The sequence below is a fragment of the Vibrio intestinalis genome (assembly GCF_025195085.2).
Classification (GTDB): Bacteria; Pseudomonadota; Gammaproteobacteria; order Enterobacterales; family Vibrionaceae; genus Vibrio; species Vibrio intestinalis.
Window position 1 is genome coordinate 64,040 of the sequence record NZ_JANAVY020000001.1, and the last position, 24,195, is coordinate 88,234.

Annotated in this window: 25 protein-coding genes and 1 pseudogene; 19 read left to right on the forward strand and 7 right to left on the reverse strand. The window is 44.5% G+C overall.

The features are described from left to right. The first annotated feature begins 94 nt into the window (after positions 1–94). The 7 genes from creD (at position 95) to MU515_RS00285 (ending at position 5,741) form a co-directional block, all read left to right on the forward strand. A complete protein-coding gene (gene creD / locus MU515_RS00255) occupies positions 95–1,501 on the forward strand; it encodes a cell envelope integrity protein CreD (RefSeq protein WP_260258354.1) in 1,407 nt (468 codons plus the stop codon). Continuing rightward, positions 1,479–1,931, forward strand: a complete 453-nt coding sequence (locus MU515_RS00260; protein WP_260258355.1) for a ribosomal maturation YjgA family protein — start codon at positions 1,479–1,481, stop codon at positions 1,929–1,931. Before creD ends, MU515_RS00260 begins: the two co-directional genes overlap by 23 nt. A gap of 412 nt (positions 1,932–2,343) precedes the next feature. Continuing rightward, positions 2,344–2,874, forward strand: a complete 531-nt coding sequence (ectA, locus tag MU515_RS00265; RefSeq protein ID WP_260258356.1) for a diaminobutyrate acetyltransferase — start codon at positions 2,344–2,346, stop codon at positions 2,872–2,874. Between the two features lie 32 nt (positions 2,875–2,906). Beyond that, positions 2,907–4,172 carry a diaminobutyrate--2-oxoglutarate transaminase gene (gene ectB, locus MU515_RS00270; protein ID WP_260258357.1) on the forward strand — a complete coding sequence of 422 codons (1,266 nt, stop codon included), beginning with the start codon at positions 2,907–2,909 and terminating at the stop codon, positions 4,170–4,172. A 12-nt stretch (positions 4,173–4,184) separates the two neighbouring features. Next, positions 4,185–4,571: an ectoine synthase gene (locus tag MU515_RS00275; protein ID WP_260258358.1), complete on the forward strand. Its 387-nt coding sequence runs from the start codon at positions 4,185–4,187 to the stop codon at positions 4,569–4,571. Between the two features lie 288 nt (positions 4,572–4,859). Further along, on the forward strand, positions 4,860–5,318 hold the full coding sequence (locus MU515_RS00280; RefSeq protein ID WP_260258359.1) for a GNAT family N-acetyltransferase: 459 nt from the start codon (positions 4,860–4,862) through the stop codon (positions 5,316–5,318). A gap of 42 nt (positions 5,319–5,360) precedes the next feature. After that, positions 5,361–5,741 carry a hypothetical protein gene (locus MU515_RS00285; RefSeq protein ID WP_260258360.1) on the forward strand — a complete coding sequence of 127 codons (381 nt, stop codon included), beginning with the start codon at positions 5,361–5,363 and terminating at the stop codon, positions 5,739–5,741. Positions 5,742–5,810: 69 nt separating this feature from the next. Here MU515_RS00285 and MU515_RS00290 read toward each other — a convergent pair. Further along, positions 5,811–6,044, reverse strand: a pseudogene (locus MU515_RS00290) (helix-turn-helix domain-containing protein); the annotation flags it as partial. 83 nt (positions 6,045–6,127) lie between these two features. Between MU515_RS00290 and MU515_RS00295 the strand changes: the two are divergent. Further along, the gene (locus MU515_RS00295; RefSeq protein WP_260258361.1) at positions 6,128–6,346 is read left to right on the forward strand and encodes a VF530 family protein; all 219 of its coding nucleotides are present in this window, start codon (positions 6,128–6,130) and stop codon (positions 6,344–6,346) included. 76 nt (positions 6,347–6,422) lie between these two features. Beyond that, positions 6,423–7,052 carry a type B chloramphenicol O-acetyltransferase gene (gene catB / locus MU515_RS00300; protein WP_260258362.1) on the forward strand — a complete coding sequence of 210 codons (630 nt, stop codon included), beginning with the start codon at positions 6,423–6,425 and terminating at the stop codon, positions 7,050–7,052. 81 nt (positions 7,053–7,133) lie between these two features. On the opposite strand, the gene proX is transcribed toward catB, so the two are convergent. Genes proX through proV form a run of 3 tightly spaced genes read right to left on the reverse strand, consistent with a single transcriptional unit; the run spans position 7,134 to position 10,412 of the window. Continuing rightward, positions 7,134–8,141 (reverse strand): glycine betaine/L-proline ABC transporter substrate-binding protein ProX, encoded by a 1,008-nt coding sequence (gene proX, locus MU515_RS00305; protein ID WP_260258363.1) that lies wholly within the window; start codon positions 8,139–8,141, stop codon positions 7,134–7,136. Further along, positions 8,134–9,219: a glycine betaine/L-proline ABC transporter permease ProW gene (gene proW, locus MU515_RS00310; protein WP_260258364.1), complete on the reverse strand. Its 1,086-nt coding sequence runs from the start codon at positions 9,217–9,219 to the stop codon at positions 8,134–8,136. Before proW ends, proX begins: the two co-directional genes overlap by 8 nt. A gap of 5 nt (positions 9,220–9,224) precedes the next feature. Beyond that, on the reverse strand, positions 9,225–10,412 hold the full coding sequence (gene proV / locus MU515_RS00315) for a glycine betaine/L-proline ABC transporter ATP-binding protein ProV (protein WP_260258365.1): 1,188 nt from the start codon (positions 10,410–10,412) through the stop codon (positions 9,225–9,227). A gap of 533 nt (positions 10,413–10,945) precedes the next feature. Here proV and MU515_RS00320 point away from each other — a divergent pair. Continuing rightward, entirely contained in the window at positions 10,946–12,343 is a 1,398-nt protein-coding gene (locus MU515_RS00320; protein WP_260258366.1) for a GGDEF domain-containing protein, read from the forward strand. 86 nt (positions 12,344–12,429) lie between these two features. On the opposite strand, the gene MU515_RS00325 is transcribed toward MU515_RS00320, so the two are convergent. Continuing rightward, positions 12,430–13,797 (reverse strand): L-cystine transporter, encoded by a 1,368-nt coding sequence (locus MU515_RS00325; protein ID WP_260258367.1) that lies wholly within the window; start codon positions 13,795–13,797, stop codon positions 12,430–12,432. Positions 13,798–14,002: 205 nt separating this feature from the next. Then, the gene (locus MU515_RS00330) at positions 14,003–14,680 is read right to left on the reverse strand and encodes an NAD(P)H-binding protein (RefSeq protein WP_260258368.1); all 678 of its coding nucleotides are present in this window, start codon (positions 14,678–14,680) and stop codon (positions 14,003–14,005) included. A gap of 506 nt (positions 14,681–15,186) precedes the next feature. Here MU515_RS00330 and MU515_RS00335 point away from each other — a divergent pair. The 9 genes from MU515_RS00335 to btuD all read left to right on the forward strand — a co-directional run bounded on the left by MU515_RS00335 (position 15,187) and on the right by btuD (position 23,655). Further along, positions 15,187–15,798 (forward strand): flavin reductase family protein, encoded by a 612-nt coding sequence (locus MU515_RS00335; RefSeq protein WP_260258369.1) that lies wholly within the window; start codon positions 15,187–15,189, stop codon positions 15,796–15,798. A gap of 4 nt (positions 15,799–15,802) precedes the next feature. Further along, complete coding sequence (gene cobT / locus MU515_RS00340) at positions 15,803–16,831, forward strand: nicotinate-nucleotide--dimethylbenzimidazole phosphoribosyltransferase (protein WP_260258370.1); 1,029 nt, start codon at positions 15,803–15,805, stop codon at positions 16,829–16,831. Beyond that, positions 16,831–17,601: an adenosylcobinamide-GDP ribazoletransferase gene (locus MU515_RS00345; protein ID WP_260258371.1), complete on the forward strand. Its 771-nt coding sequence runs from the start codon at positions 16,831–16,833 to the stop codon at positions 17,599–17,601. Before cobT ends, MU515_RS00345 begins: the two co-directional genes overlap by 1 nt. Continuing rightward, positions 17,598–18,125, forward strand: a complete 528-nt coding sequence (cobU, locus tag MU515_RS00350; RefSeq protein WP_260258372.1) for a bifunctional adenosylcobinamide kinase/adenosylcobinamide-phosphate guanylyltransferase — start codon at positions 17,598–17,600, stop codon at positions 18,123–18,125. The genes MU515_RS00345 and cobU overlap by 4 nt, the downstream gene beginning before the upstream one ends. A gap of 4 nt (positions 18,126–18,129) precedes the next feature. Beyond that, a complete protein-coding gene (locus MU515_RS00355) occupies positions 18,130–18,744 on the forward strand; it encodes a histidine phosphatase family protein (protein WP_260258373.1) in 615 nt (204 codons plus the stop codon). A gap of 11 nt (positions 18,745–18,755) precedes the next feature. Then, positions 18,756–20,543 (forward strand): M3 family oligoendopeptidase, encoded by a 1,788-nt coding sequence (locus tag MU515_RS00360; RefSeq protein ID WP_260258374.1) that lies wholly within the window; start codon positions 18,756–18,758, stop codon positions 20,541–20,543. A gap of 249 nt (positions 20,544–20,792) precedes the next feature. Continuing rightward, positions 20,793–21,821 carry a succinylglutamate desuccinylase gene (locus MU515_RS00365; protein WP_260258375.1) on the forward strand — a complete coding sequence of 343 codons (1,029 nt, stop codon included), beginning with the start codon at positions 20,793–20,795 and terminating at the stop codon, positions 21,819–21,821. A gap of 102 nt (positions 21,822–21,923) precedes the next feature. Beyond that, positions 21,924–22,919 (forward strand): vitamin B12 ABC transporter permease BtuC, encoded by a 996-nt coding sequence (btuC, locus tag MU515_RS00370; protein WP_260258376.1) that lies wholly within the window; start codon positions 21,924–21,926, stop codon positions 22,917–22,919. Beyond that, positions 22,906–23,655, forward strand: coding sequence for a vitamin B12 ABC transporter ATP-binding protein BtuD (gene btuD, locus MU515_RS00375; RefSeq protein ID WP_260258377.1), 750 nt, complete (start codon positions 22,906–22,908; stop codon positions 23,653–23,655). Before btuC ends, btuD begins: the two co-directional genes overlap by 14 nt. Positions 23,656–23,658: 3 nt before the next feature. On the opposite strand, the gene MU515_RS00380 is transcribed toward btuD, so the two are convergent. After that, positions 23,659–24,174: a GNAT family N-acetyltransferase gene (locus MU515_RS00380; protein WP_260258378.1), complete on the reverse strand. Its 516-nt coding sequence runs from the start codon at positions 24,172–24,174 to the stop codon at positions 23,659–23,661. Positions 24,175–24,195: the final 21 nt, after the last annotated feature.

Below are 24,195 nucleotides of genomic sequence, written 5' to 3' on the forward strand. Positions count from 1 at the left end.
TTTTCAAACTCCATATAAACTCCACATTAGCTCCATATCTACTCCAAGTGGTTGTTCTAAATTAGCTTCATCAAGTTAATTTAGGCAACCAACCATGAAAAAATTCTTTTCTAATCAACTCGGCATGAAGTTCGGTTTTGTGCTGTTTCTGTTCTTGTTATTGCAAATTCCAGTAAATATGGTGAGCGGTCTTATCTCAGAGCGTGAATACCGCCAAGAAACGGTACGTGAGGACATTGCCCGTAGTAGCAGTGGCGAGCAACGTATCATTGGGCCTTTCATTCAGGTGAAGTACTTAGAAACTGTCACTCATGAAGAAAAAACATACCAAGTTAAGCATCAAGAATTCATTTTACCTGACACGTTTGATATGACTGCACACTTGGAGAGTTTCGAAAAATATCGAGGTATCTACAAAGCACGCTTGTTCAAAGCTGACAACCGCTTACAAGGCCATTTCGATTTAACCTTACTGAAGAAAATAGCCCCAAATACAATACAAAGTTTGACTATGGTTGTTGGTGTTAAAGATAGCCGAGGTTTGGTCCAGTTAAACAACATGACGCTCAATCACCGTGATATAGAAATCGAACCTGGGACAGGAATAGGCCATTTGGCACAAGGCTTTCATACCGAGCTAGATATTCACCAACTCAATACCAATAAGCCGTTGGAGTTTGATTTCAATTTCATATTACAGGGAATGGGTGAACTGCAAGTGACCCCAATCGGTAATAACACCACAGTTCAACTGTCATCAGAGTGGGCACATCCAAGCTTTATTGGCGATTATCTGCCTATTTCATCTGATATTTCAGAGCAAGGCTTTAGCGCTAAATGGTCGAGCAATAACTTCTCAACCAATATCTCTCAATTGTTTGATAACTGTGTTCGGAATAACGACTCGTGCTACCAATTGGACCGTCGTCAGATGGGGGTAGAGCTGATTGATGCAGTCGATCACTATTTAAAATCGTATCGCGCAGTGAACTACTCGCTATTGGTGATTACTTTAGTGTTTGCGAGCTTCTTCTTATTAGAACTATTTCAGGCGAAACCGATACACCCGGTGCAATATGGTTTTGTTGGACTCGCATTGGCTCTGTTTTACTTGTTGCTAATTTCGATGAGTGAACACCTGGGATTTAACTGGGCTTACGTATTGTCAGCTATTGCTTCAACAGGACTATTAAGCGTGTATGTGGCTGGCATGCTGGCTGATAAGAAACAAGGTGTGATCTTTGGCTGTAGCTTACTGTTCCTGTATGGGTTGTTATTTGGCTTATTGCTCGCTGAAAGCTATGCGCTGCTGATGGGTACGCTACTTTGTTTCGCCATTTTAAGCTTGGTGATGGTATTTACTCGCAATGTGAACTGGTATGAACGCACGTTAAAAGTGGAACAGAAATCAACGCAAACTAATACAGCCAATACACAAGAGGATCATAGCGGGGAGAGCGAAACAGAGGAGAAGATTGATGCAACTGAAACTTCACAGTAATAGGCAAATGTTCGATGAGTTAGTTGATGTGGTTAAGCACCCAATCAAGCACATTCGCTTTTCGATGCTTCATGCAGTGTTGAGTATTGCTCTCTTTGCGGTACTAGTGTTTGTAGCGGTATGGGTGGAAGACAGTTTTATTCGCCCGACGCTAGGGGATGTTCTAGTCGTCATATGGCTATATCACGTGTTTGCGACATTGCTCAATGTTCCTGCCCGATTGCTGGCAACGGTTGTAGTTGTTATCGCGTATTTGGTTGAACTGGCGCAGCTATTTAATGTTGTTGACTTATTAGGGATTCCGGTTTCTTCACCGCTGAGAATCATATTTGGTGCAACGTTCGATTGGCTCGATCTTGTGGCGTATACCGTTGGAGGCTTGCTCTGTGTGCTGCTTTCAATGTTATCAGCGAGTACTAGAGAGGAGTAGGCCAGTGAAATTGCAGTTAGACCGTAGATACCTACGTAAAAAAGTGAAGCAAAGCCTACTTGAGAAGGTTGCCGAGTGGAGTAAGCGTACAAAGCCACCTTAAATAGTAGGGAATATCTTAAATATTTGAAAGGGGCACTGATCATAGTGCCCTTTGCTATTTTAGGTGGTCAATTTCGCGTAACTAATAACGAAAGCAGTAATTAGAAGGTTAATTGTACTATTTACGTTGAGTATGGGGATGAAATCACACTTTGAGTTCTAACGAATACTTATTGCACTTAATTAGCCAATTTGTGTGATTTGATTCACGTATATGGGGTTTTTGTCGAGCTGTATTTGATTTTTGGTGCAAGAAAATGCCCATAATAATAGTGAAATTCATTAGACCTCAAAGGATATGTTTCTTCACATGATCACATCAGCCCCTTGGGTGCTGTATCCTGAAATTGCAGATAACCCAACCCGAGAATGGATTTTTCGGCTACCAAACACCACTGATGGAGATGATATTTACCACTTAATATCTCAGTGTCCCCCTCTAGATGTGAACTCCTCCTATTGTAATTTTTTACAGTCTATTCACTTCAGTACCACTTGTGTGTTGGCCGAGAAAAATGGCCAGATCGCCGGTTTTATCTCTGGCTATATCAAACCAAATGAACCAAACGTACTGTTTATTTGGCAAGTCGCTGTGGCTGAATTTGCGCGGGGACAAGGGCTTGCGTATCAAATGCTGCAATCGTTACTAAACCGTGATGCGTTGCAGTCGGTCTCAGCAATCGAGACCACCATTACAAAAAACAATAAAGCGTCGTGGGCGCTGTTTGACAAAGTCGCTAAACAATATCAAGGCGGCAAAGTCTCTACGTTTTTAGATAAGACTCTTCATTTTAAAGATAAACACGATACGGAATATCTGTATCGAATTTCGCTCAAGTAACCAAAGTTAAAGGATTTAAACACGGTTCTATCATGGATATTTTTAACAGGCAGGAATCAAAAGTTCGTTCGTACTCTAACAGTTTTCCAGTGGTATTTAAGACAGCTAAAGGTTGCTGGCTTGAAACCGAAAGTGGAGAGCGGTACATAGACTTTCTTGCTGGTGCAGGCTCTCTCAATTACGGACACAACAACACGCAGATTAAAGAATCATTACTGGAATACATCGAAAGTGATGGTTTAACACATGGCTTAGACATGCACTCGCAGGCTAAGGCTAACTTCCTAACTGCATTAGAAGATTTGATTCTCAAACCGCGTCAACTTAACTATAAAGTACAGTTTACTGGCCCTACAGGAACTAATGCGGTAGAAGCGGCAATTAAGTTAGCGAAAAAAGTGACAGGTCGCAGTTCCATCGTTGCGTTTACCAATGGATTTCACGGTTGTACCGCTGGCGCATTAGCTGCAACGGGTAATCAACATCATCGCCAAGGTGCGGGCTCACCATTAAATAACGTAACGCGAATCCCTTTCGAAGGTTATGCAGATATCGATGGTCTCAAGCTGTTTGAAACCATGCTAAATGATAACTCTGCTGGTATAGAGAAACCTGCGGCAGTGTTGCTGGAAACTGTTCAGGGCGAAGGTGGGTTAAACGCAGCGTCAAACCAATGGTTACAAGCTCTAGCTAAGTTGTGTAAGTCACAAGATATATTGATGATTGTCGACGACATTCAAGCAGGGTGTGGCCGTACAGGCCGTTTCTTTAGCTTTGAACCATCAGGCATTCAGCCAGATATCGTAACTTTGTCGAAGTCTATTAGTGGATATGGCCTACCGATGGCTATTGTGCTACTTAAGCCACACTTGGACAAATGGCAGCCAGGTGAGCACAACGGTACGTTTCGTGGTAACAACCATGCCTTTGTCACCGCGACTAAAGCGTTAGAGCTGTACTGGTCTAACTCAGATTTTGAAACGCATATTCAGCGCTGTTCTGACGAGGTTGCGACGGTGATAGATCGTTGTATTAAGCAATTCCCTAGCATGTTTAATAAGCGTAAAGGTCGCGGGATGATGATTGGCGTTGAATGTAAAAGCGGTGACGTTGCCAGCGACATTGCTAAGCATTGCTTTAAAAGCGGTATGGTAATCGAAACTGCTGGGCCTAATGATGAGGTCGTAAAATTCTTCTGCCCGCTAACCATCACAAAGCAAGAGTTAGCTCAAGGACTGAATATTTTTGAAGGGGCAGTAGAAGCTGTCGCCACCAAGCTTTATAAGCAAGCTTCTTAACAAGGAAAAGTTATGATCGTTAGAACATTAGAAAAGTGTCGTAATAGCGAGCGACGTGTGGTGTCGGATAACTGGGAAAGTGTCCGTATGTTACTCAAAGACGACAACATGGGTTTTTCGTTCCACATTACCACCATTTATCAAGATACAGAGACTCATATCCATTATCAGAACCACTTAGAGTCGGTTTACTGCATGAGCGGTGAAGGTGAGATTGAAGTGGTGGGCGGTGAGACCTATCCAATTAAGCCGGGTACTCTTTATATTTTAGACAAACACGATGAGCACTATCTTCGTGCATACAAAAACAAAGAGATGGTGATGGCTTGTGTATTTAACCCGCCAATCACGGGTGCAGAAGTTCATGACGAGAATGGGGTTTACCCATTAGTCGATTAAGTTTAGCCTCAGCTAAATAGTCATCAAAAAATGCACTCTTAAGTGTTCTACTAAGGGTGCATTTTGTTTTCCACTGCTTCGAACAGTTTCTAACTCTATGTAACTTGTAGAGAAAATCTAGCTGTAAATATCGGGTATCTTAATTTAGTGCCGCATTTATCTTTTATTTGATTACAGACCTGTGGCATTTGTGAGGTGTGGTTGTGTTTATTGACCAATGAGTTAGGCTAGGTAGTCAATGCTTGTTCAAGTAGCTGAATCTCATCAATAACAACCAAGGAGTGCGTTGTGTTTACCACTAGGGAAGCCGAGTCTAAGGATTACGAATTTCTATACGATTTAAAGAAAGCGGCTGAATTTGAGCCTGTTGATCAGGTATTTGGCTGGGACGATGTCGTACAGTGTGAGATTCATCGCCAAGAGTGGGATGAGGCTAAGCCGATGGTCATTGAGATAGACGGTGCGCCAGTGGGCAGCTACTTGGTTGAATGCAAAGAAGACCATCTCTATTTCAGCCGCTTTTTCATATTGCCGGAACATCAAGGTAATGGTATCGGCAGTGAGATCCTTGAGCAGGTGGTGGATCTTGCAGAGCAGAAGGGGCTACCTGTCAAACTTCGCTATTTACAGGGTAATCGCGTAGGGCAGTTATACATGAAATTTGGTTTTCGAGTCACTCATCAAAGTAGCCAGTTCCTTAATATGACAAAACCTTATCGATCGGAAAGGGAAGTTTCTGCGGTTTAATCTAGCCATCAATCAAAGTAACAATGACAAGAGGGACGCTGAATGAATGTATGGATATTGAGTTCAGGTTTGCTAGGGTTAGCCACTGCGCTTATTCATCTCTTTGCAGGACAAGTTGATCCTGTTAGACCGTTTCTCAAATCTTCATTGGATGATGTGCCTAAAGCGACGCTATTAGCATGCTGGCATTTGGTTTCCGTCACTTTGCTTATTTGCTCTGTAGCACTCATTTATGTGGGGGGGCATGGCCTCGCTACATTTTATGTTTCAACATTGTTGATAGGCGTTCTGTTCGTCATTTTTTCAGTCGTGTTTATTCTTGTTGGGGGGTATTTCTTTTCTTTCAAAGGATTTATCAAACTCCCGCAGTGGATTTTACTATTGCCCGTTGGTGTTCTGGCGGTAATAGGTTCAATAGGCTAGCTCAATTTGATCAAATACTGGTCATGAGCTAAGTGAACAAGAGCGTGTTTCCGCTTCGGTTGAGAGAATTCATTTGCCCTGCATGAAACATAAAGGTGGTGCGCCAACCTGCTTTTTGAAGAATGCGACAAAGGCGCTGTCTGAAGAAAACTTCAAATGATGCCCAACATCACTCACGGCTAACCCTTGTGACAGTAGCTCTATTGCTTTGAGCAACCGCCATTGTTGACGCCATTCTTGATAGCACGTCCCAGTCTGTTGTTTGAAAATACGAGTAATTGTTTTGGTACTTGCGCCAATAGCTTGTGCGAAATCATTAAGTTTTGTGCTCTGTTGGTTGATGGTCTGTTACACTGTACTTTTATTGGCTTAACAGAGGAAAGACCATGAGCCAAGAACAACCCAATAACCCTTTACATGGGCTAACGTTAGAAAAAATCTTAGTCCAACTGCAAGAGCATTATGGCTGGGAAGGGTTAGATGAGCGAATTCAAATCAATTGCTTTTACAGCAACCCTTCGATTAAATCTTCGCTAAAATTCTTGCGTCGTACTCAATGGGCTAGAGACAAAGTCGAAGCACTCTATATTGAAACCTTCTGCTAAACGACACGCTATCTATTTTCCCTGTATCGAATTCTCATGGCAGATTTGATGCAGGCCTCGCTAGGATTTCTATGTAATGAATTACTTTGAATCGCCGTTTCAGGGTATTCCTCTCGAAGAGCAAGTGACAAACCCGAACATCGTGGTAGGCAAGCACAGCTACTATTCGGGTTATTATCATGGCCACGGTTTTGATGACTGCGCGCGTTACTTGAGCGCAGAGCGAGATGATGTCGATAAGCTGATCATTGGCAGTTACTGCTCTGTTGGTTCTGGCGCTGTGTTTATGATGGCTGGTAATCAAGGCCACCGAAATGATTGGATCAGCACCTTCCCGTTTTTCTACCAACAGAATGAAAACTTTGAAGGGGCAGAAGATGGTTTTTGCCGCGCGGGAGACACCATCATAGGTAATGATGTGTGGATCGGTTCTGAAGCCATGATTATGTCAGGCGTTAAAGTGGGTGATGGCGCTATCATCGCGAGCCGTGCTGTTGTAACCAAGGATGTTGCACCATTTGAAGTGGTTGGCTCTAACCCTGCTAAGCATATTAAGTTTCGATTCAGTGAAGCAGAGATCTCAATGCTATTAGAGATGAAATGGTGGGATTGGTCTGAAAGTACGCTTAAGGGCGTGATGAAACTGCTATGCTCGAGTGACATTAATGGCCTTTACCAATATTGGGTAAACAATATTAAGCGATAGTCAGTTATAGATACACAAAGAGCGACGTTAATCCGTCGCTCTTTGTGTATCTATTGATGTTATTTCAATACTATGCAGCGCTTACAGTGAAGCTTTTTTCGCTTCTGCTACCCAAGAATCAAACAGTTGTTGATTTGCTTTAATCCAACCATTTACGTGAGATTCGATATCCGCTGAACTGTTTTTACCTTGGCTCATCATCATGTTTTGCGCGCTGACATCGTTGATGTTTAGCTTAATGATTTCAAACAGTTTTGCTGCTGCTGGGTTTTTCTCTGTGAACTCTTTGTTCGCAACGATGCGCATCGAGTTCATCTCGAAACCGTAGTTTTTGCCGTTGGCTAGTGTTGTATCTACGTCTTTACGCTCGCCAGGAAGCGCCGAGAACGGTACTTCTAACCATACAACATCTTTACCTGGAACAAGCACACCACTTACCCAGTACGGTGTCCACGTGTAGTAAAGAACAGGGTCACCTTTTTTGTAACGTGAAATGGTATCAGCAATGATCGCTGCGTAGTTACCTTGGTTGTGTGCAACAGTGTCACGCAGTTTGTAAGCGTTTAACTGTTCTTCGATTACCATCTCACAACCCCAACCCGGGTTACAGCCTGTTAGGTCTGCTTTGCCGTCGCCGTTCGCATCAAACAGCTTTGCAAGTTTAGGGTCAGTAAGTTGACCAATGTTGGTGATGCCGTATTTCTCTGCGGTTTTTTTATCGATCAAGTAGCCTTGCGCAGCGCCACTAACGTACTGGCCTTGGCGGAAGAACTTCTCATCACCGCCCGACATTGTGTATTTATCTGCGTGAAGAGGGAACCAACCGACCGCTAAGAAGGTAGCATCACCTTTTGCAATCGATGTGTAGCCAACGTTGTAATCTACTTCCTTGGTTGGTTGAACGTCATAACCTAGCTGTTCAAGAGCGCGGTTTACGATTAAAGTTTGGAAAGTCTCTTCAGCAACGGTTGATTGAACCGGTTGTACAGTAACACCTTTGCCTGGCAAGTCATTTGCCAATACTTGAGTGGAAAGCGTCATTGACGCAAGTGTTCCCACTGTTAGCGCTTTCTTCCATGAATTAATCATTTGTTGTTCTCCTAAGTTTTAAATCGGATTGGTTCGATTTATTCGTACGTTTTACGAAGTAAGAAATTGGTCCTGTGTGATACCAACGTAGTTTGGTGTTACCAGCATTTACGCCGAGCTCTTGAGTAATTCGGTCAAGTAGGATCGCTAGAATAACGATGCCTAAGCCACCGACGGCAGCCAATCCCATGTCTAAGCGGCCAATGCCGCGCAGTACCATCTGGCCAAGGCCACCGACGGCGATCATTGATGCAATAACCACCATTGAAAGTGACAACATCAAGGTTTGGTTTACGCCTGCCATGATGGTTGGTAGAGCCAGCGGTAATTGAATGCGATAAAGCATCTGTTTTTTACTCGCGCCAAAAGAGTGACCCGCTTCGATAAGTTCTTCAGGCACTTGCTGAATGCCGAGTATGGTCAAACGAACCACTGGCGGTAGGGCAAATATGATGGTTACCACCACACCCGGTACGTTACCGATACCAAATAGCATCACGATCGGTACCAAATAGACAAACGCCGGTGTGGTTTGCATAGCGTCGAGAATAGGGCGTATTACTTTAGCTGCAGTATTGCTGCGCGCGAGCCATATCCCGAGAGGTAGGCCTATCAGCAAACAGAAAAACACTGAGGTTAAGACTAACGCTAAGGTGGTCATCGCTTCAGACCACGCACCAATTAGGCCGATAAAGACTAAAGAAACCAGCGTAGCTGCTCCTAAACGGATGTTAGAAAACTGCCACGCAAGCAAAAATAGAATTAGCAACATAAAAGGTGCTGGGGTAGATACGAGCGCTGTCTCAAATGAAGAAAGGATAAAATCAATCGGTACGCGGATCGCCTGAAAGACTGGGCGCCCGTGCTCAACCAACCAATTTAATCCCGACTCGACCCATGAATCGAGGGGTAATACGGCATCTTGAAATGGGTTCATGATGTCAAAAGGTGTCTGCTCGACAACTTCAGAATTTAACCAGTCATTTGCTGCAGGTGTATCGGTGGTGGTTGCCCACGGATCGCTAGACTGTGTCGTAGTGGTAGACCAAGGGTTATTACTTGCTTGTTCTGATGACATATGACTTAGTCCTTATCCAACGTTTGCAGAAGACGAGATTTAGTGACCACACCGAAATAGTTACCTTGCGCATCAACCACAGGGACGCCATAAGGCACTCCGGCAACCACACTCAAAATATCGTTAATCGCGTCGTCAGGATTTAACGTCACGGTGTTTTCAAGTTGAGCGCTCACAAGGGAACGGTTCTCTTTGTAGGCTGAGCGAAGAGATTCGAGTGATACAATACCTGAGTAGCGGCTGGCTTTATCAACCACGATGCCGTAGTCACGGTCATGATCCATTAAGATTTGCATCGCAGACCCCGGACCATCGTGTTCGGACTTTTTAAATACGGCCGTTGGCTTTTTACGTGCGATATCTTTGGCAGAAAGTACACTCGCGATATTCACGCCACGGAAGAAGGCTTCGACGTAATCATTCGCTGGGTTATGTAAGATTTCGTCAGGTGTACCCACTTGAACCACGTCACCATTTTGCATAATGGCGATGCGATCGCCGATGCGCATTGCTTCATCTAAGTCGTGTGAGATAAATACGATGGTACGTTTATCATCGTTTTGCAGGCGCAGTAGCTCATCTTGCATTTCAGTTCGGATTAATGGATCGAGCGCTGAGAAGGCTTCATCCATTAAAAGAATATCTGGGTCACAGGCAAGCGCTCTGGCTAGGCCAACACGCTGCTTCATACCGCCAGAGAGTTCATCTGGGTAGGATTCTGCATACGCATCCAAACCCACTCGCTCAAGTGCGTTTAGGGCAGAGGTACGGCGCTCTTCGATACTCACACCAGCAAGCTCTAGACCAAACGCGGCGTTTTCGATGACCGTCATGTGAGGCATCAATGCAAAGTTTTGAAACACCATGGAGATATTGTTACGACGCACTTCTCTTAGCTCTTGCTCAGAGATGTGAGCGATATCTTTGCCTTTGAAAAATACGCTGCCTTTGGTGGGTTCAATCAAGCGGTTGAGTAGGCGAACGAGGGTAGATTTACCTGAGCCTGAGAGGCCCATGATGACGAAAATCTCGCCTTCGTTGATCGACAGAGAAACGTCATTGACGCCGATAGTTAGATTTGTCTGTTCAAAGATTTGATCTTTCTTAACGCCTTTTTCAATCAATGAAAAAGCGCGTTCAGGTTCATCTCCAAATACCTTATACAGTCCCTTAACTTCCAGTATGGGATCCATGTAATTTTGTCCTTTGTATTTTTTGTTTAACGGAAAACGTTTCGTACTCTAAGTAATTTTGCGGTTAAATTCAATGTGTACTGTATTTTTGAGTCGATAATTGATCGATAAAGATGGGAAATATAACCATTAAGAACGAGAAAGAAATGTATGATAAGCCATTGAAATTTAGTGGTTGTTTTTGGGTTTCGTTGTTGCGCAAAAGATAATGACAAATTTTTTATAACTTTTTGGTTCAAAAGTGAGGAATCTTAGTCATTTTAACGAAGAATTGGCTATTTGCTCTCTTCGTTAGAGTTCGAAGTATTGGGCTGTAAAGTATAAAGGCTTATCAAAAATCGAGTGCTTTAGCAGGAACTCTTGCGTAGGCGCACTAGGGGAGGACATCACTAACTCATCGACGGTTGTTTTCGAGAAAATGAGACTCAATAGAGACTGCGTTTTGAATTAGACGAAAGAGAATAGGCAAGTCACTTACCACATCCCATTTTTATCGAATGTCATAAAAAATTAACCAAAATAAACAATCGCTTATGGGAAACTGTCCGGCAGGTCTGGTTGCATATTGTAACCCGCAGCAGTGGATTAAGGTGAAGTTTGGTCTAAGGATGGTTCTTCAATACACGAAAATGAGCCCATCATCAGCAACGATCGAGGTAAGAACGTTATTGCTGATGCTGATAGTTGTATTCGCGATCAATACACCGCTAGGCATTATCAAACGCGAGAAGATTGAGGCCTATGAGCAGCAACTCAAAGTCGCGAGCGAGACTTTCCAACTGCGTAAAGATATGGTTGAAAGCTACCTTTCTTTGGCTAACTCTACTATCGCGAAGCACTATTTCTCTGACCCAGAGCCCTTTAACGATTTAATTTATCATTTGCTCAATGAGCAAAGCTTAATCTCTAGTATTTCTATTATCCCGCGCTACGCGAATGCCAATAAGTATGGGTTGTTGCTAAGTTCATATTTACAACTTGAACCCAATGAAAATCAACTATCGAATCAAACGTTTTTCTGGCCAGATGAAGCCATTTTCACCGAAGTTACGCCTATTTATGATGATAATGTCCATTTGGGTTATTTGATTATTGAAGGCCATGCAAGCGAGTTCGCCAATAGTTTTAGACAAGATACTCTGATGTTGGATTTGGCTGGCTTCGTCTACTCATCGAGTTACGATGGTATTTCACAGCTAGCCTCTTTGCCTGAGCAATACACGATCATCACTGAGCAATTATCTCGAAGTCAAAGAACAGCAGGGGTCCTTGATATTGGTGATCATACCGTTGTGTATCGTCACAGTGTCACAATGAATGGTCAGCAAAGCTATCTGATTAAGTTGGTGCGAAACGACCAGTTAATTCCTACCTACGTTTACTTGTTAATGGTTCTAACGGTTGCCACCATCGGCATTAGTTACTTCCTGTATCGAACTCGTAAAGACAAGCAAGAGCTGACCAAAATGACTTACACAGATGAGCTCTCTGGGCTGCACAATCGCCACTATTTAAACAAGGTCAACAAACAGAGCTTGAAGCCAAACAAGTACTACCTAGCTGTGTTTGATATTGACCATTTCAAGCGAGTTAATGACAAGTACGGCCATGATATTGGCGATCAAGTAATACGTCGCGTGGCTCAAGCAATCAAACGTCGTATTCGGATTAGCGACTTTGCTTTTCGTATGGGTGGAGAAGAGTTCTTGGTGGTGGTGAAAACAGATTGCGTTGAGGTCGCGAGCCAGATCTTTGAACGTATTCGTTTAGATGTCGCCGAGATGGAAAGTGCGCCTAAGGTGACCATATCGGGCGGGGCAAGTCGTTTAGTTAGCGGGCTAGGGCAGTCCATCAAGCAGGCAGATAGCATGCTTTATCAAGCTAAGGATCAAGGCCGCAACCAAATATGTTTAGAGGGGTTAGAAGTCTAAGCCTTGGCTCGGTTATTGCCGCGATTACTAAGAGCACAAACAAAAAGACCAGCATTCAAGCTGGTCTTTGTGATTGAGTTTTACGCTTATGCGGTTTGCTCTTCCGCTTCTGGCTGTTTATCACCGAGTAAACGGCTAGTGATAGTACCGGCTGTCATTGCGCCTGAAACGTTCAGTGCAGTACGAGCCATATCAATCAGAGGTTCAATTGAGATAAGCAGCGCTGCGATGGTAACGGGCAGGCCCATAGCAGGTAGTACAATCAGTGCAGCAAAGGTTGCGCCGCCACCAACGCCCGCGATACCGAATGAGCTGATGGTGATAATCGCGATTAGCGATAGGATAAAGTTAATATCCATTGGGTTGATGTCCATAGTCGGAGCGACCATCACAGCAAGCATGGCAGGGTAGATACCCGCACAGCCATTTTGACCAATGGTTGCACCAAACGATGCAGACAGGTTTGCAATTGCTGGTGGCACACGCAGTTTAGTGATTTGCGCTTCAACGTTTAGTGGGATTGTTGCTGCTGAGCTGCGTGAGGTAAATGCGAAGGTGAGTACAGGCCAAATTTTCTGGAAGTACTCTTTAGGGCTAACACCAACAAATGCGACTAACACACCGTGAACCACAAACATTAATGCGATAGCGACATAAGAAGCGACGATAAAGCCAAGTAAGCTAAGAATATCAGAGGCGCTTGATGTTGCGACTACTTTCGCCATCAGTGCCGCGATACCGTAAGGTGTCAGTGCCATAATCATTTTCACTAGACGCATTACGATAGATTGAACCGCTTCAACAAATGTACGGATAGGCGTTTCTAGCTCTTCTTTCTCAGCCATTACTTTACGAGCTGCAATACCCGTTAGCACACCGAAAATAACCACAGCGATAATCGAAGTCGAACGAGAGCCAGTTAAATCAGCAAATGGGTTAGTTGGAATAAAGCTAACCAACATTTGTGGGATGGTTAAGTCGCTTACTCGATCTGCGCGGCTTTCAAGAACAGCGATACGAGCGGTTTCACGCGCGCCTTCTGTTAAACCTTCAGCAGTCAGACCAAATGCTTGAGTCACAGCGATACCGACTACCGCTGAAATGGCAGTCGTAATCAGCAACACAGAAATAGTTAGGCCAGAGATTTTGCCTAGCGAGCCGCCTTTTTCTAGCTTAACTACTGCCGCAATCATAGAAACAAGAACCAGCGGCATGATGATCATTTTTAGTAAGCCAACATAACCACGGCCCACAACGTTCACCCAGTCTAGAGTTTCTTTTATTACAGGGTTACCTTCGCCAAAAATGAGTTGTAGTGCTAAACCAAAGCCACTACCAAGAACAAGGCCAATAAGAACAAGGCGAGAGAGAGTATTCTGTTTGCGCTGCTGTCCGTATAGCACAAATAGAATGCCGACAAACACCGCGAGTGATGCGATAGCTGCAAATGACATAGTGAAATATCCTTACCGAATAAAAAATAGCCGACTAATGTGGCTGATATTCAAATGAGTTAGGTTGGAGACCCTAGTGATTAACGGCAAAGGTAATGATTTGTTACGTTGGTTTGAAATAAGAAAACTGCATGAAATATAAAGAAACGTTATTAAAAAGAACGCTAGACTATAAATTGTGCAATTCGGCTTTAAAGTGCCGTCATTATTGATATTTTTTCAGCAGTTTGAGCATCTCAATCCGGTTAAGAGTTTGGATGCGTTTGTTCGAGTAACCAAATGAAGTGTAAAGCATGGCTCTTGCCACACGGCTAGCCTCGATAGGGATGAGATTCGCCAATGAGCCAAGCATGAGCGGGCGCAGTAATTTAGACACACTCTGGACGATGGCTTCATCTTTTCTTGGATTGTCTCTTAGGCCTTTAAGTGGCCCAGGTCTTACAAACGTCACTTGTTCAAACCCCATGTCGCTCAACGCCAGTTCCATTTTTCCTTTACAGCGTAAATAGTGTGAGAGCGAGCGTGTGTTTGCACCATAGCTTGATACGACAGTGAGGTGCTTGACTCCAACTAACTTCATTGTCTGCGCGACTTCTCTGACTAAATGAACATCAATCTGTTCAAGACGTTGTCTAGAGCCTGCTTGTTTTTTGGTCGTGCCTAGGCAAATGTAGCCTTTAGTTGGAGAAGGGGAACTTTCCTGCCACTGGGTGATCTTTAGATCTTGATGTTGGATAAGCTGTAACTTGGGATGGAAGAAAGGCAAGGCTCTGCGGCTTAAGGCATAAATATGATCGATGGCATTCTCTTCTAACATGATTTTGGTCAGTTCGTTTCCAATTAGGCCTGTTGCGCCTGCGATCATCACGATGTTTTTGTCCATCCGTGCATACCTTTTGCCATTTATCCTTTCGGTCAGAGTAAAAAATGGCTAAGTTGATGTCCATGATTGAGAGCAAAAAACGCCAACTTTAGGTTGGCGTGGCAACAAAGAGTGGTAAACATTCGAGTTACGTTAGGTAATGCCAAGTGGTATCGAGCGTTTTTGGTTTCGTTTAGATTTCTTGGTTTTGTTGTTCGGTTTTTGGTTGGTAAGCATGCTAATACCTCATGCTGAAAGACACACTAAGTGGGATGCATCAAATAGACCATGTTTATATGTGCTGATTTTCAATTGGTTATGAGGAGCATCGGCTAGGTTATCAAATTGACTCTCAGAGTAAGAACTGGTGATGAAAGCATAAGATTTGCGTATTAATACCAATTAATCGATTGATTTAACGATAATTATGCGACGGGTCGCTAGTAAAATTGCTCGCAATAACGGTACACTCAAAAGGTTATGCGGTTTGTGTGAAGATAAACTGCAAAGGAATACAGGGACGTCAAATGAATATTGATATGAGTGCACTCGCACCATCGCAAGTCTACCATTTACTGACACAAACTATCGTACCGCGCCCGATCGCGTGGGTACTGACCGAATCCGGCCAAGACAACTTCAATCTTGCGCCTTTCTCATACTTCACTGCAATTTCGAGTGAACCACCTCTGTTAATGTTCTCGGTTGGTAAAAAGCCAAGCGGAGAAATCAAAGACACTGTCCGCAATGTCACTGAAACAGGAAAGATGGTGATTCATATCGCTAATGCGGATTTAGCACAGCCTGTCACTGAAAGTGCGGCAACTCTCGAACATGGCCGCTCTGAAGTGGTTGAAAGTGATCTCACACTAGCTTCGTTTGAAGGCTTTGAACTACCGCGAGTTGCAGATTGCTCGGTGGCGTTTGGCTGCACCTTGTATCAAATGCAAGAGATAGGAAAAACACCTCAAACGTTGGTGTTTGCAGAAGTCGAGGCAGTGTATATCGATCCTGATGTCATCAAGCAAGATGAGCAAAAATTAATTATTGATGCGATGAAGCTCAACCCGCTTTGTCGTTTGGGTGGCGGAGAATACGCCGTGTTACAACAAACTTTCACCATCGCAAGGCCACAGTAGTACCATGTTAGATAAAACGCATTCGGATGCCATTTGGCAGCAGATTAATAATAAAACGAAACCTTTAGGCTCATTGGGCAAACTAGAAATGGTGGCTCATAAATTAGCGTTGATAAAAAGCCAAGGGTGTAGTGAACCCGCGACGACGATAGAGATCCAAAAGCCTACAGTTTTGGTGTTTGCCGGTGATCATGGTATTGCAGAAGAGGGCGTAAGTGTTGCGCCTAGTGAAGTAACCCAGCAAATGGTGCAAAACTTCTTAGCGGGTGGTGCGGCGATTAACTGTTTCTGCCGTGCACATAATGTCGATATTAAAGTGATTGACGCGGGTATCCTTAAGCCAGTTGAAAGTGATGCGCCAAATCTCATCTTAAAGCGTTTAGGTGAGCGAACGAATAACTTAGCTCATCAAGCAGCAATGACTAAAGAGCAAGTTGAACTTGGGCTTGAATATGGCCGTGACGTGGTAAAGCAAGTGATTGCTGATGGCTCAAACCTTGTCATGTTTGGTGAGATGGGCATTGGTAACACCAGTAGTGCTGCTGCCATTTTAGCTGCGCTTTCTAGACGTAGCGTAGAAAAGTGCGTCGGTTTGGGAACTGGAATTGATGGCCAACAGATGCGCAAAAAACGCCAGCTTGTCCAGCTTGGTGTGAATCGCTGCCGCGGACAAAATGTTCAAGAGATACTGCGCCAAGTGGGCGGTTTCGAGATCGTGCAAATGGTAGGCGCATTTTTAGGAGCTGCAGAAAGCAATACGCCAGTAATTGTTGATGGCTTTATTGCGACAGCTGCGGCTTATGTGGCCGCAACGATGCAACCTTCTTGCCGTGAGTACATGATTTTTGCACATCAATCTCATGAGGCTGGGCACAAGTTGATGCTTCAAGAGTTGGCCGGTACACCTCTACTTGACCTTTCAATGCGCCTAGGTGAAGGAACGGGCGCAGTATTGGCAGTGCCAATTATTCGCGCCACAGCCGAGTTTTATAATAATATGGCCAGCTTCGAGCAAGCTGGAGTCAATATGTAATGGCATCGAACTTACGATACCAATTAGAACTTTTCTGGCTGGCATTGGGTTTCTTTTCTCGAATTCCAATTCCAGCCAATACCCTATACAGTGAACAACGCATGAACCAAGCCGGACGTTACTTTGGCTTGGTTGGTTGCGTAATAGGCGCGATTTGCGCCTTAACGTATTTCTTGTTTTCCCTTTTGTTTCCTGTATCCGTCGCTGTGTTTCTTACCATGGTCGTTAGCTTATTGCTTACAGGTGCATTTCATGAAGATGGCTTAACTGATATGGCTGATGGTATTGGTGGTGGAATGACGCTAGAAAAGCGTTTGACCATCATGAAAGATAGCCGTATTGGTACTTATGGCGCGTCGGCACTGATCATGGCCTTGCTTGGTAAATTTGTGTTGCTTACTGAACTAGCACAAAGCGTTGATTTACTGGTGATCATTTTGGTGGCTTACACCGTGAGCCGCTGCGTAGCGGCGACGCTTATCTATGATATGGAGTACGTGAGTGACCCAGATAGCAGCAAAAGCAAGCCATTAGCCAATCGCCAAAGCCAGTCAGAGCTTGCGATCATCATTGCTACCGCTATTTGTGCCAGCTTGCTGCTTGATGTGCAGATTGCGCTCAGTGTGTTGGTTGTTGCTGTGGTATTTCGCGCAGCATTTAAACGCTGGTTAAACAAGCGTTTAGGCGGCTTTACTGGCGATTGCTTAGGCGGGGCGCAGCAATTAACCGAGCTTCTCATTTACCTTGTAGTGTTAGCGTGGGTGTCATGAGTATTCATTTAGTATTGGGCGGTGCGCGGTCGGGCAAATCCAGCTTTGCAGAGAGACAAGTGATCGAGCAGAGCGAGTTAAATCGCCACTATATTGCGACAGCTATCGCATTTGACAAAGAGATGGAGCAGAGGATTGCTCATCATCAAGCAGGGCGAGATGACCTTTGGCAACTTCATGAATGCCCAATTAATATTGCAGCGCTATTAGAGTCATTTAATTCTAATGATATTGTGTTGGTCGATTGCTTAACCTTGTGGTTGAACAATGTCATTTTTGCTGACGGCGAGACAGCTTCTAGTGAGCAAATCTCTTCAATGGTGGATCAGTTAGTTATTGCTTTGCAAAATACTAAAGCGCAAGTGGTGTTGGTTTCAAATGAGGTTGGCCTTGGCGTCATACCTATGGGTGAAGTGACTCGCCTTTACGTCGACCACGCTGGTTGGATGAACCAAGCCATTGCCAAAGTCGCTAGCCAAGTGACGTTTGTCGCCGCAGGCTTACCGATGAAACTTAAAGGATAGCATGGTGAAAACCGTAAACATTTATCTGTTAAGGCATGGTAAGACGCAAGCAGAGCCTGGCTTATGTGGTTCTAGTGATGTGTTAGTGAGTGAACAACACCAAAATGAGATTGCAAAGGCCATCATTGAGAAAGCCCTCGATATTCAGCATATTATTACTTCACCCTTGCGCCGCTGCAGTGATTTAGCAGATAAATTACAGCAACATAGCTCAGCGAAATTACAACAAAACAAACAACTGCAAGAGATGCATTTTGGTGATTTTGATGGCATCCCGTTTGAGCAACTCAAAGCGCACTGGCCGTTACTTGAGCAATTTTGGCAGCAGCCTGCAAAGGTAACTCTACCCAATGCCGAGCCTTTGGCTGATTTCTATCTGCGCGTATCACAAGCATGGCATAAGCTGGTGGAAGAGGCCGAGCAAGACACTTTGGTTGTGTGTCATGGTGGCACAGTGCGTATGATTTTAGCGGATATTTTAGCGTTAGATTGGCAAAACCCGACACTGTATTCTCGGTTGCAAATTAACCATCATTCACTGACGCATATAAAAATTACCAAAGCAGAGCAAAATTACATCCAAGTGTGTGCGATTGGCACGCCTCTGAGTTTTGAATAAAGGAATTTGAAATGACAGCAAGTTGGAACCTATCTATCGCCTATCAGAGCTTATCTGATGACAAAATTGCTCAAGACATCGAGCTTATTCAACAGTGTATTGATGTACTAAAACTGCACGTTGAGCGCCGTGATTTAACGAGCGTGACTCAAAACGCGATTCAAACCCGAGAAGCGGCTGGTAAACTACTCGCCACCATAAACACATTTGCTCAATGCCATGCTTCAGTAGATGCCAACAATAGTGAAGCTAAAAGCCTGATTGGTAAATTGGCCAAATTAAGCTCTGAACTTTCGCAAGCTTATACGCCATACCAAGATGTTCTCGCTAATGCCGATTTAGAGTTTATTCAACAGGTACTCGATCACGAAAGTGGCGATGTTTACGGCCAAGCATTTGCCATTGCATGTGATAGAAAAATCGCCGCAACAAAGCTTGCAGTGCAAGAAGAGCAGTTGCTCGCTGCGATGAGTGTCGATGGCCGTGATGCTTGGGGGCGCATGTACGACAACATTACTGGTTCGCTACAAATTAAACTCGAAGATGGTACTGAATTGGGTTTCTCTCAGGCTGCTAGCCTTTTGTATGGTGTCGAGTTTGATAAGCAGGAGCAAGTGTGGAGAGCGATTCAAAATGCGATGGCCTCAAACCAACAAGCCTTTGCTGCGATTTTAAATGCCTTGGCAGGTTGGCGCTTAACAGAATACGAAAAGCGCTCTAACCTTGTGGATGTGCATTTCCTTGATCCTAGCTTGCATGAAAGCCGCATTGAACAGCCAACACTAACGGCAATGATGGATACCGCAAAAGCGAACCGAGAGGTTGGCCAAAAGGCAGGCTTGTTGATGGCTAAGGTACATGGCCTGGCTGAAATGAAGCCTTGGAATCACTTAGCAGGTATGCCGAATTTACAAGCCGATCAGCCTGCGGTTGAATACAGCTTCGATGATGCTATTGAAGTGATCAAACAAGCATTCGCAACGGTAGACGCAGAGATGGCAGAGTTTGTTCAAACCATGGTCGATAATGGTTGGATTGATGCAGACCCTACACCAAATCGCCGTCTAGGTGCTTACTGCACTAAGTTTGCTGCAACAAGAACACCACTAGTGTTTATGACTTGGGGCGGTAGCCGTTCTGATCTTATGACATTAGCTCATGAACTTGGGCACGCCTTCCATAACTGGGTTATGCGAGACATGCCTCTGTGTCAAACGCGCTACCCGATGACACTTGCCGAAACCGCTTCAATTTTCGCAGAAAACATTGTGCGTGATTACCTGTTAGAAAAAGCGCAAACCCGTGAAGAAAAACTAGAGATGCTGTGGGAAGAGCTTTCATCAGCCTATGCTCTGATGATTAATATCCCCGTGCGTTTTGAATTTGAAAAACGTTTCTACCAGCAGCGCAGTGAAGGGGAGCTAGATGCAAACCAACTTTGTGAGCTCATGAGCGAAACGTGGCGCGAATGGTATGGTGATTCAATGCAAGAGACAGACCCATACTTTTGGGCGAGTAAACTGCATTTCTCCATTTCTCAGGTGAGTTTTTACAACTACCCATACTTGTTTGGCTTCTTGTTCAGTAAAGGCGTATATGCGCAGCGAGCAGAGAAGGGCGAGAATTTCTATTCAAACTACGTAGAACTGCTCAGAGACACTGGTTCGATGATGGCGGAAGATGTGGTGGAGCGTCATTTGGGGATGGATTTGAGCAAAGCGGATTTTTGGCAGCAAAGTATCGATATGGTGGCTGAGAAAGTTTCTCATTTTGAGGCTTTACTCGCGCAACCGAGCTAATCGAATCGCTCAACCCGCCCTAGATCAACAAATCGTCATTTTATCTTATGATACTATGGTTTAGCAGAGCTTTTGCTCTGCTTGTTTGTACAGCATACGCTTTCTATTCTGCACGATTTGTATCGTGCGGCGCGACAATTTTATATATTTACGATGAAGCACGCTATTTCTATCAATAAGTGCGATCGCGACGACAAAAATTGTCAGAACATTTCTTTAACATACCGCTGTGCAATAAAGGAGTAGCGCATGACGAAGACATTCTTTCGCCAATCTTTTCTTTTTGACAGCTTAGACTTAGCAAATGACGTAGCGGAACAAGAGAAAACCGTTGCGGCAGGTACAAAACTAAAACTGCATCAACGTGGGGTACTTGAAGTTATCCCTGCTAATTTAGATGAGCAGAGCAAGCACATCGTGATCTCTTGTGGTGTACACGGTGATGAAACCGCGCCAATGGAGCTTGTCGATCGTGTGATTGAAGATATCCAGACTGGATTTCAACCTGTTAACCATCGTTTGTTATTTATCATCGCTCACCCTGAAGCGACCAACGCGCATACTCGATATATCCAAACTAACCTTAATCGCCTGTTTGATGAGAAGGCTCATGAGCCAACTAAAGAGCTAGCGATTGCAGATCAGTTAAAGAAGGTCTTACAAGATTTCTTCCGTGGTACTCAAGAGTCGCAGCGTTGGCATTTGGATCTTCATTGTGCCATTCGCGCTTCACGTCATTACACCTTTGTGGTGAGCCCTAAGTCACGTCATCCGGTTCGTAGTAAAGCATTGATGGACTTTGTTCATAGTGCTCACATTGAAGCTGTTTTGTTCTCAAACGCACCTTCAAGCACCTTTAGTTGGTACAGCGCTGAGCAATTTGCCGCGCAAGCACTTACTGTAGAATTAGGCCGTGTAGCCGAAATTGGCAGCAATGATTTGAACAAGTTAGTGGCCTTTGATTTGGCGATTCGTGACCTTATCGCAGCTACCGATGCTGAGCATTTACCGCGTAAGCCAATCATGTACCGTGTTAGTCGAACCATTGTTCGTTTACATCAAGATTTCGACTTCTTATTCGATGACAACATCGAAAATTTCACCTCGTTTAAGCATGGTGAAGTGTTTGGTCACGATGGTGAAAAACCATTAATGGCTAAGAATGAGGGAGAGGCGATTGTCTTCCCGAATCGTAATGTCGAGATAGGTCAGCGAGCAGCGCTGATGATATGTCCGGTTCAAGTTCGTTATGAAGCCGGTCAAATCGTCTACGATTAACTGATTGATTACACCTTTTACTTTCTATTCAAATGGCTTAACGGTATCGTTAAGCCATTATTTTATCTATCGTCATCAATTGGATTGAACGCTACACCCGCTATGGAATTTTCCCAACTGCTGATTCGAAAACATACTCGATGGCAGCGCTCTATTGTTTTTCTCACTATAACACTGCTGTTAATTAGTAGTGTTTACCTAATGGTTGGCGAGATTTTCATCAACCCGTTTTCAGAGCTTACTCAACTTCAACAACAATTAGTGGCGCAATTGCGCCTGCCTCGTTTACTGGCTGCAATTGCGATTGGTGCTTCATTAGCGCTGTCAGGCGCGGTACTGCAAGTATTGCTTGGCAACGTGTTAGCAGAGCCGGGTGTGCTGGGTATTTCTGGAGGCGCGAGCGTTATGATGGTCTTGGTGATGTTTTTCTTTCCATTGCTCGCAACGCCATTTGGCTTCATGTTGGCGGCTATCGCCGGTGCGTTGCTGTTTACGCTTATCTTGGTCTCTATGGCAAAAGCTATGCGCTTAACCACGACGCGGTTGCTTTTAGTAGGTGTCGCGCTCGGTATTTTGGCAGGAGCCGTGGTGACGTGGGCATTCTATTTCAGTGACGATCTGAGCTTACGAGTTTTAATGTATTGGTTGATGGGAAGTATTGGCGGAGCAAGCTGGTATCACCATGTGGTCACCTTAGCGGTTTTACCCGTCATGCTATGGCTTTGCTTCAAAGGCCCAGTGCTCGATAAGCTGATGATGGGTGAGTTGCACGCCAAACAACTTGGCTTAGATGTTGAAGGGCTGCGATGGAAGCTTATTCTCGCTGTCTCGATTCTAGTCGGCGGCTCAGTTGCCCTTGGGGGCATTATTGGTTTCGTTGGCTTGGTTGTACCCCATTTACTGCGTATGGCGCTTGGCAGTGAAAACCGCTTCTTATTGCCAATTTCAGCCCTTGCAGGCGCTTCTCTATTGGTGTTTGCGGATATTATTGCCCGTACTGCACTTGATTCTGCGGAATTGCCACTCGGGGTAGTGACAACGACCATCGGTGCGCCGATATTCATTTGGATGTTGGTGAAAAATCATGATTCACGTTAATTCGCTTTCAGTAGGCTCGCGTCTTTTGCCGCTCTCTTTTGCTCTTGAGCAAGGTGAGATCCTGCATGTCATTGGCCCCAATGGCAGTGGTAAAAGTACCTTGTTGACTGCGCTATCAGGACTATTGACGTTTGAAGGGAAAGCCCAAATTGGTGCGTTAGATGTAGGCACCGCTTCGTTAGAGGCGCTGTCGAACTGCCGCGCATTTTTGAGCCAAAGTGATCGCCCAGCATTTAATTTAGAAGTGTCTCAATACATCTCGCTATCGATTCCTTTAGCTGCTGAAGTAGAAGAAGTGAATCGTGTGGTTGATGAGTTAGCTGGCATACTGAACATTCGCGATAAATTGCATCGTTCGATTCATCATCTTTCGGGTGGGGAGTGGCAAAGGGTGCGCTTGTGCGCCATTTGTTTGCAAATTTGGCCGTCCCTCAACCCTCACGCTAAGTTGCTCGTTCTAGATGAGCCGGCTGCGCCGTTAGATATTGGTCAAGAGACCTTGCTTTATCGCTTGATTGAACGGGTTGCACAGCTCGGTATTACAGTCGTGATGTCTAACCACGATCTTAATCGAACGTTACAATACGCCAATAAAGCGCTTTTACTCAACCAAGGGGTGTTACATGCGGCGGGAGAGGTTGAACAGGTGCTAGAGCCTAATCAACTGAGTGATGTGTTTGCTACTCAAGTCTCTAAAGCGCAAATGGGTGATAGGTCGGTATTGATTTTTGAATGATGGTTAAAGGTCTAGCCAGTATTCAAAGCAGTCGAGCGATTTTCCCTGTACCTGTGTAAATTCAGTTAAACGTTGTTTCTGCTTGAACCCATGATGCAAAAGCACTTTTTGCGAGCCAACATTGTTAACGGATGCGACGGCGACAATGCGTGAAAGTTTTCGCTGATTAGCCAGCTGTAATAATAGGCTGACCCCGCGCTTGGCCACTCCATTACCGGCATAATGTTCACCAATGCGATAACCAACGAAAGCTTTGCCTGACTGCATGTCGATATGAGTGAGGTTGATTCGTCCTAATATCTCTTCGTTTCCACCTATCAACAAATATGGTTCGCCAAGCCCTTGGTGTTTATCAAGCAGTAGATTAGCGATATGAATCTGCACGCCAGTTAAGCTATAGAAATCCTTCTCCCTTGCGCTGATATGACGTTCGAACCAAGTTTGGTTTTCTAACTCAAACGCTAACAGTGGCTTCGCATCATGAATATCTAATGGCTTAAGTGTTAAATCTTGCAGCAAAGCGGCGTCCTTTGTGTGCGA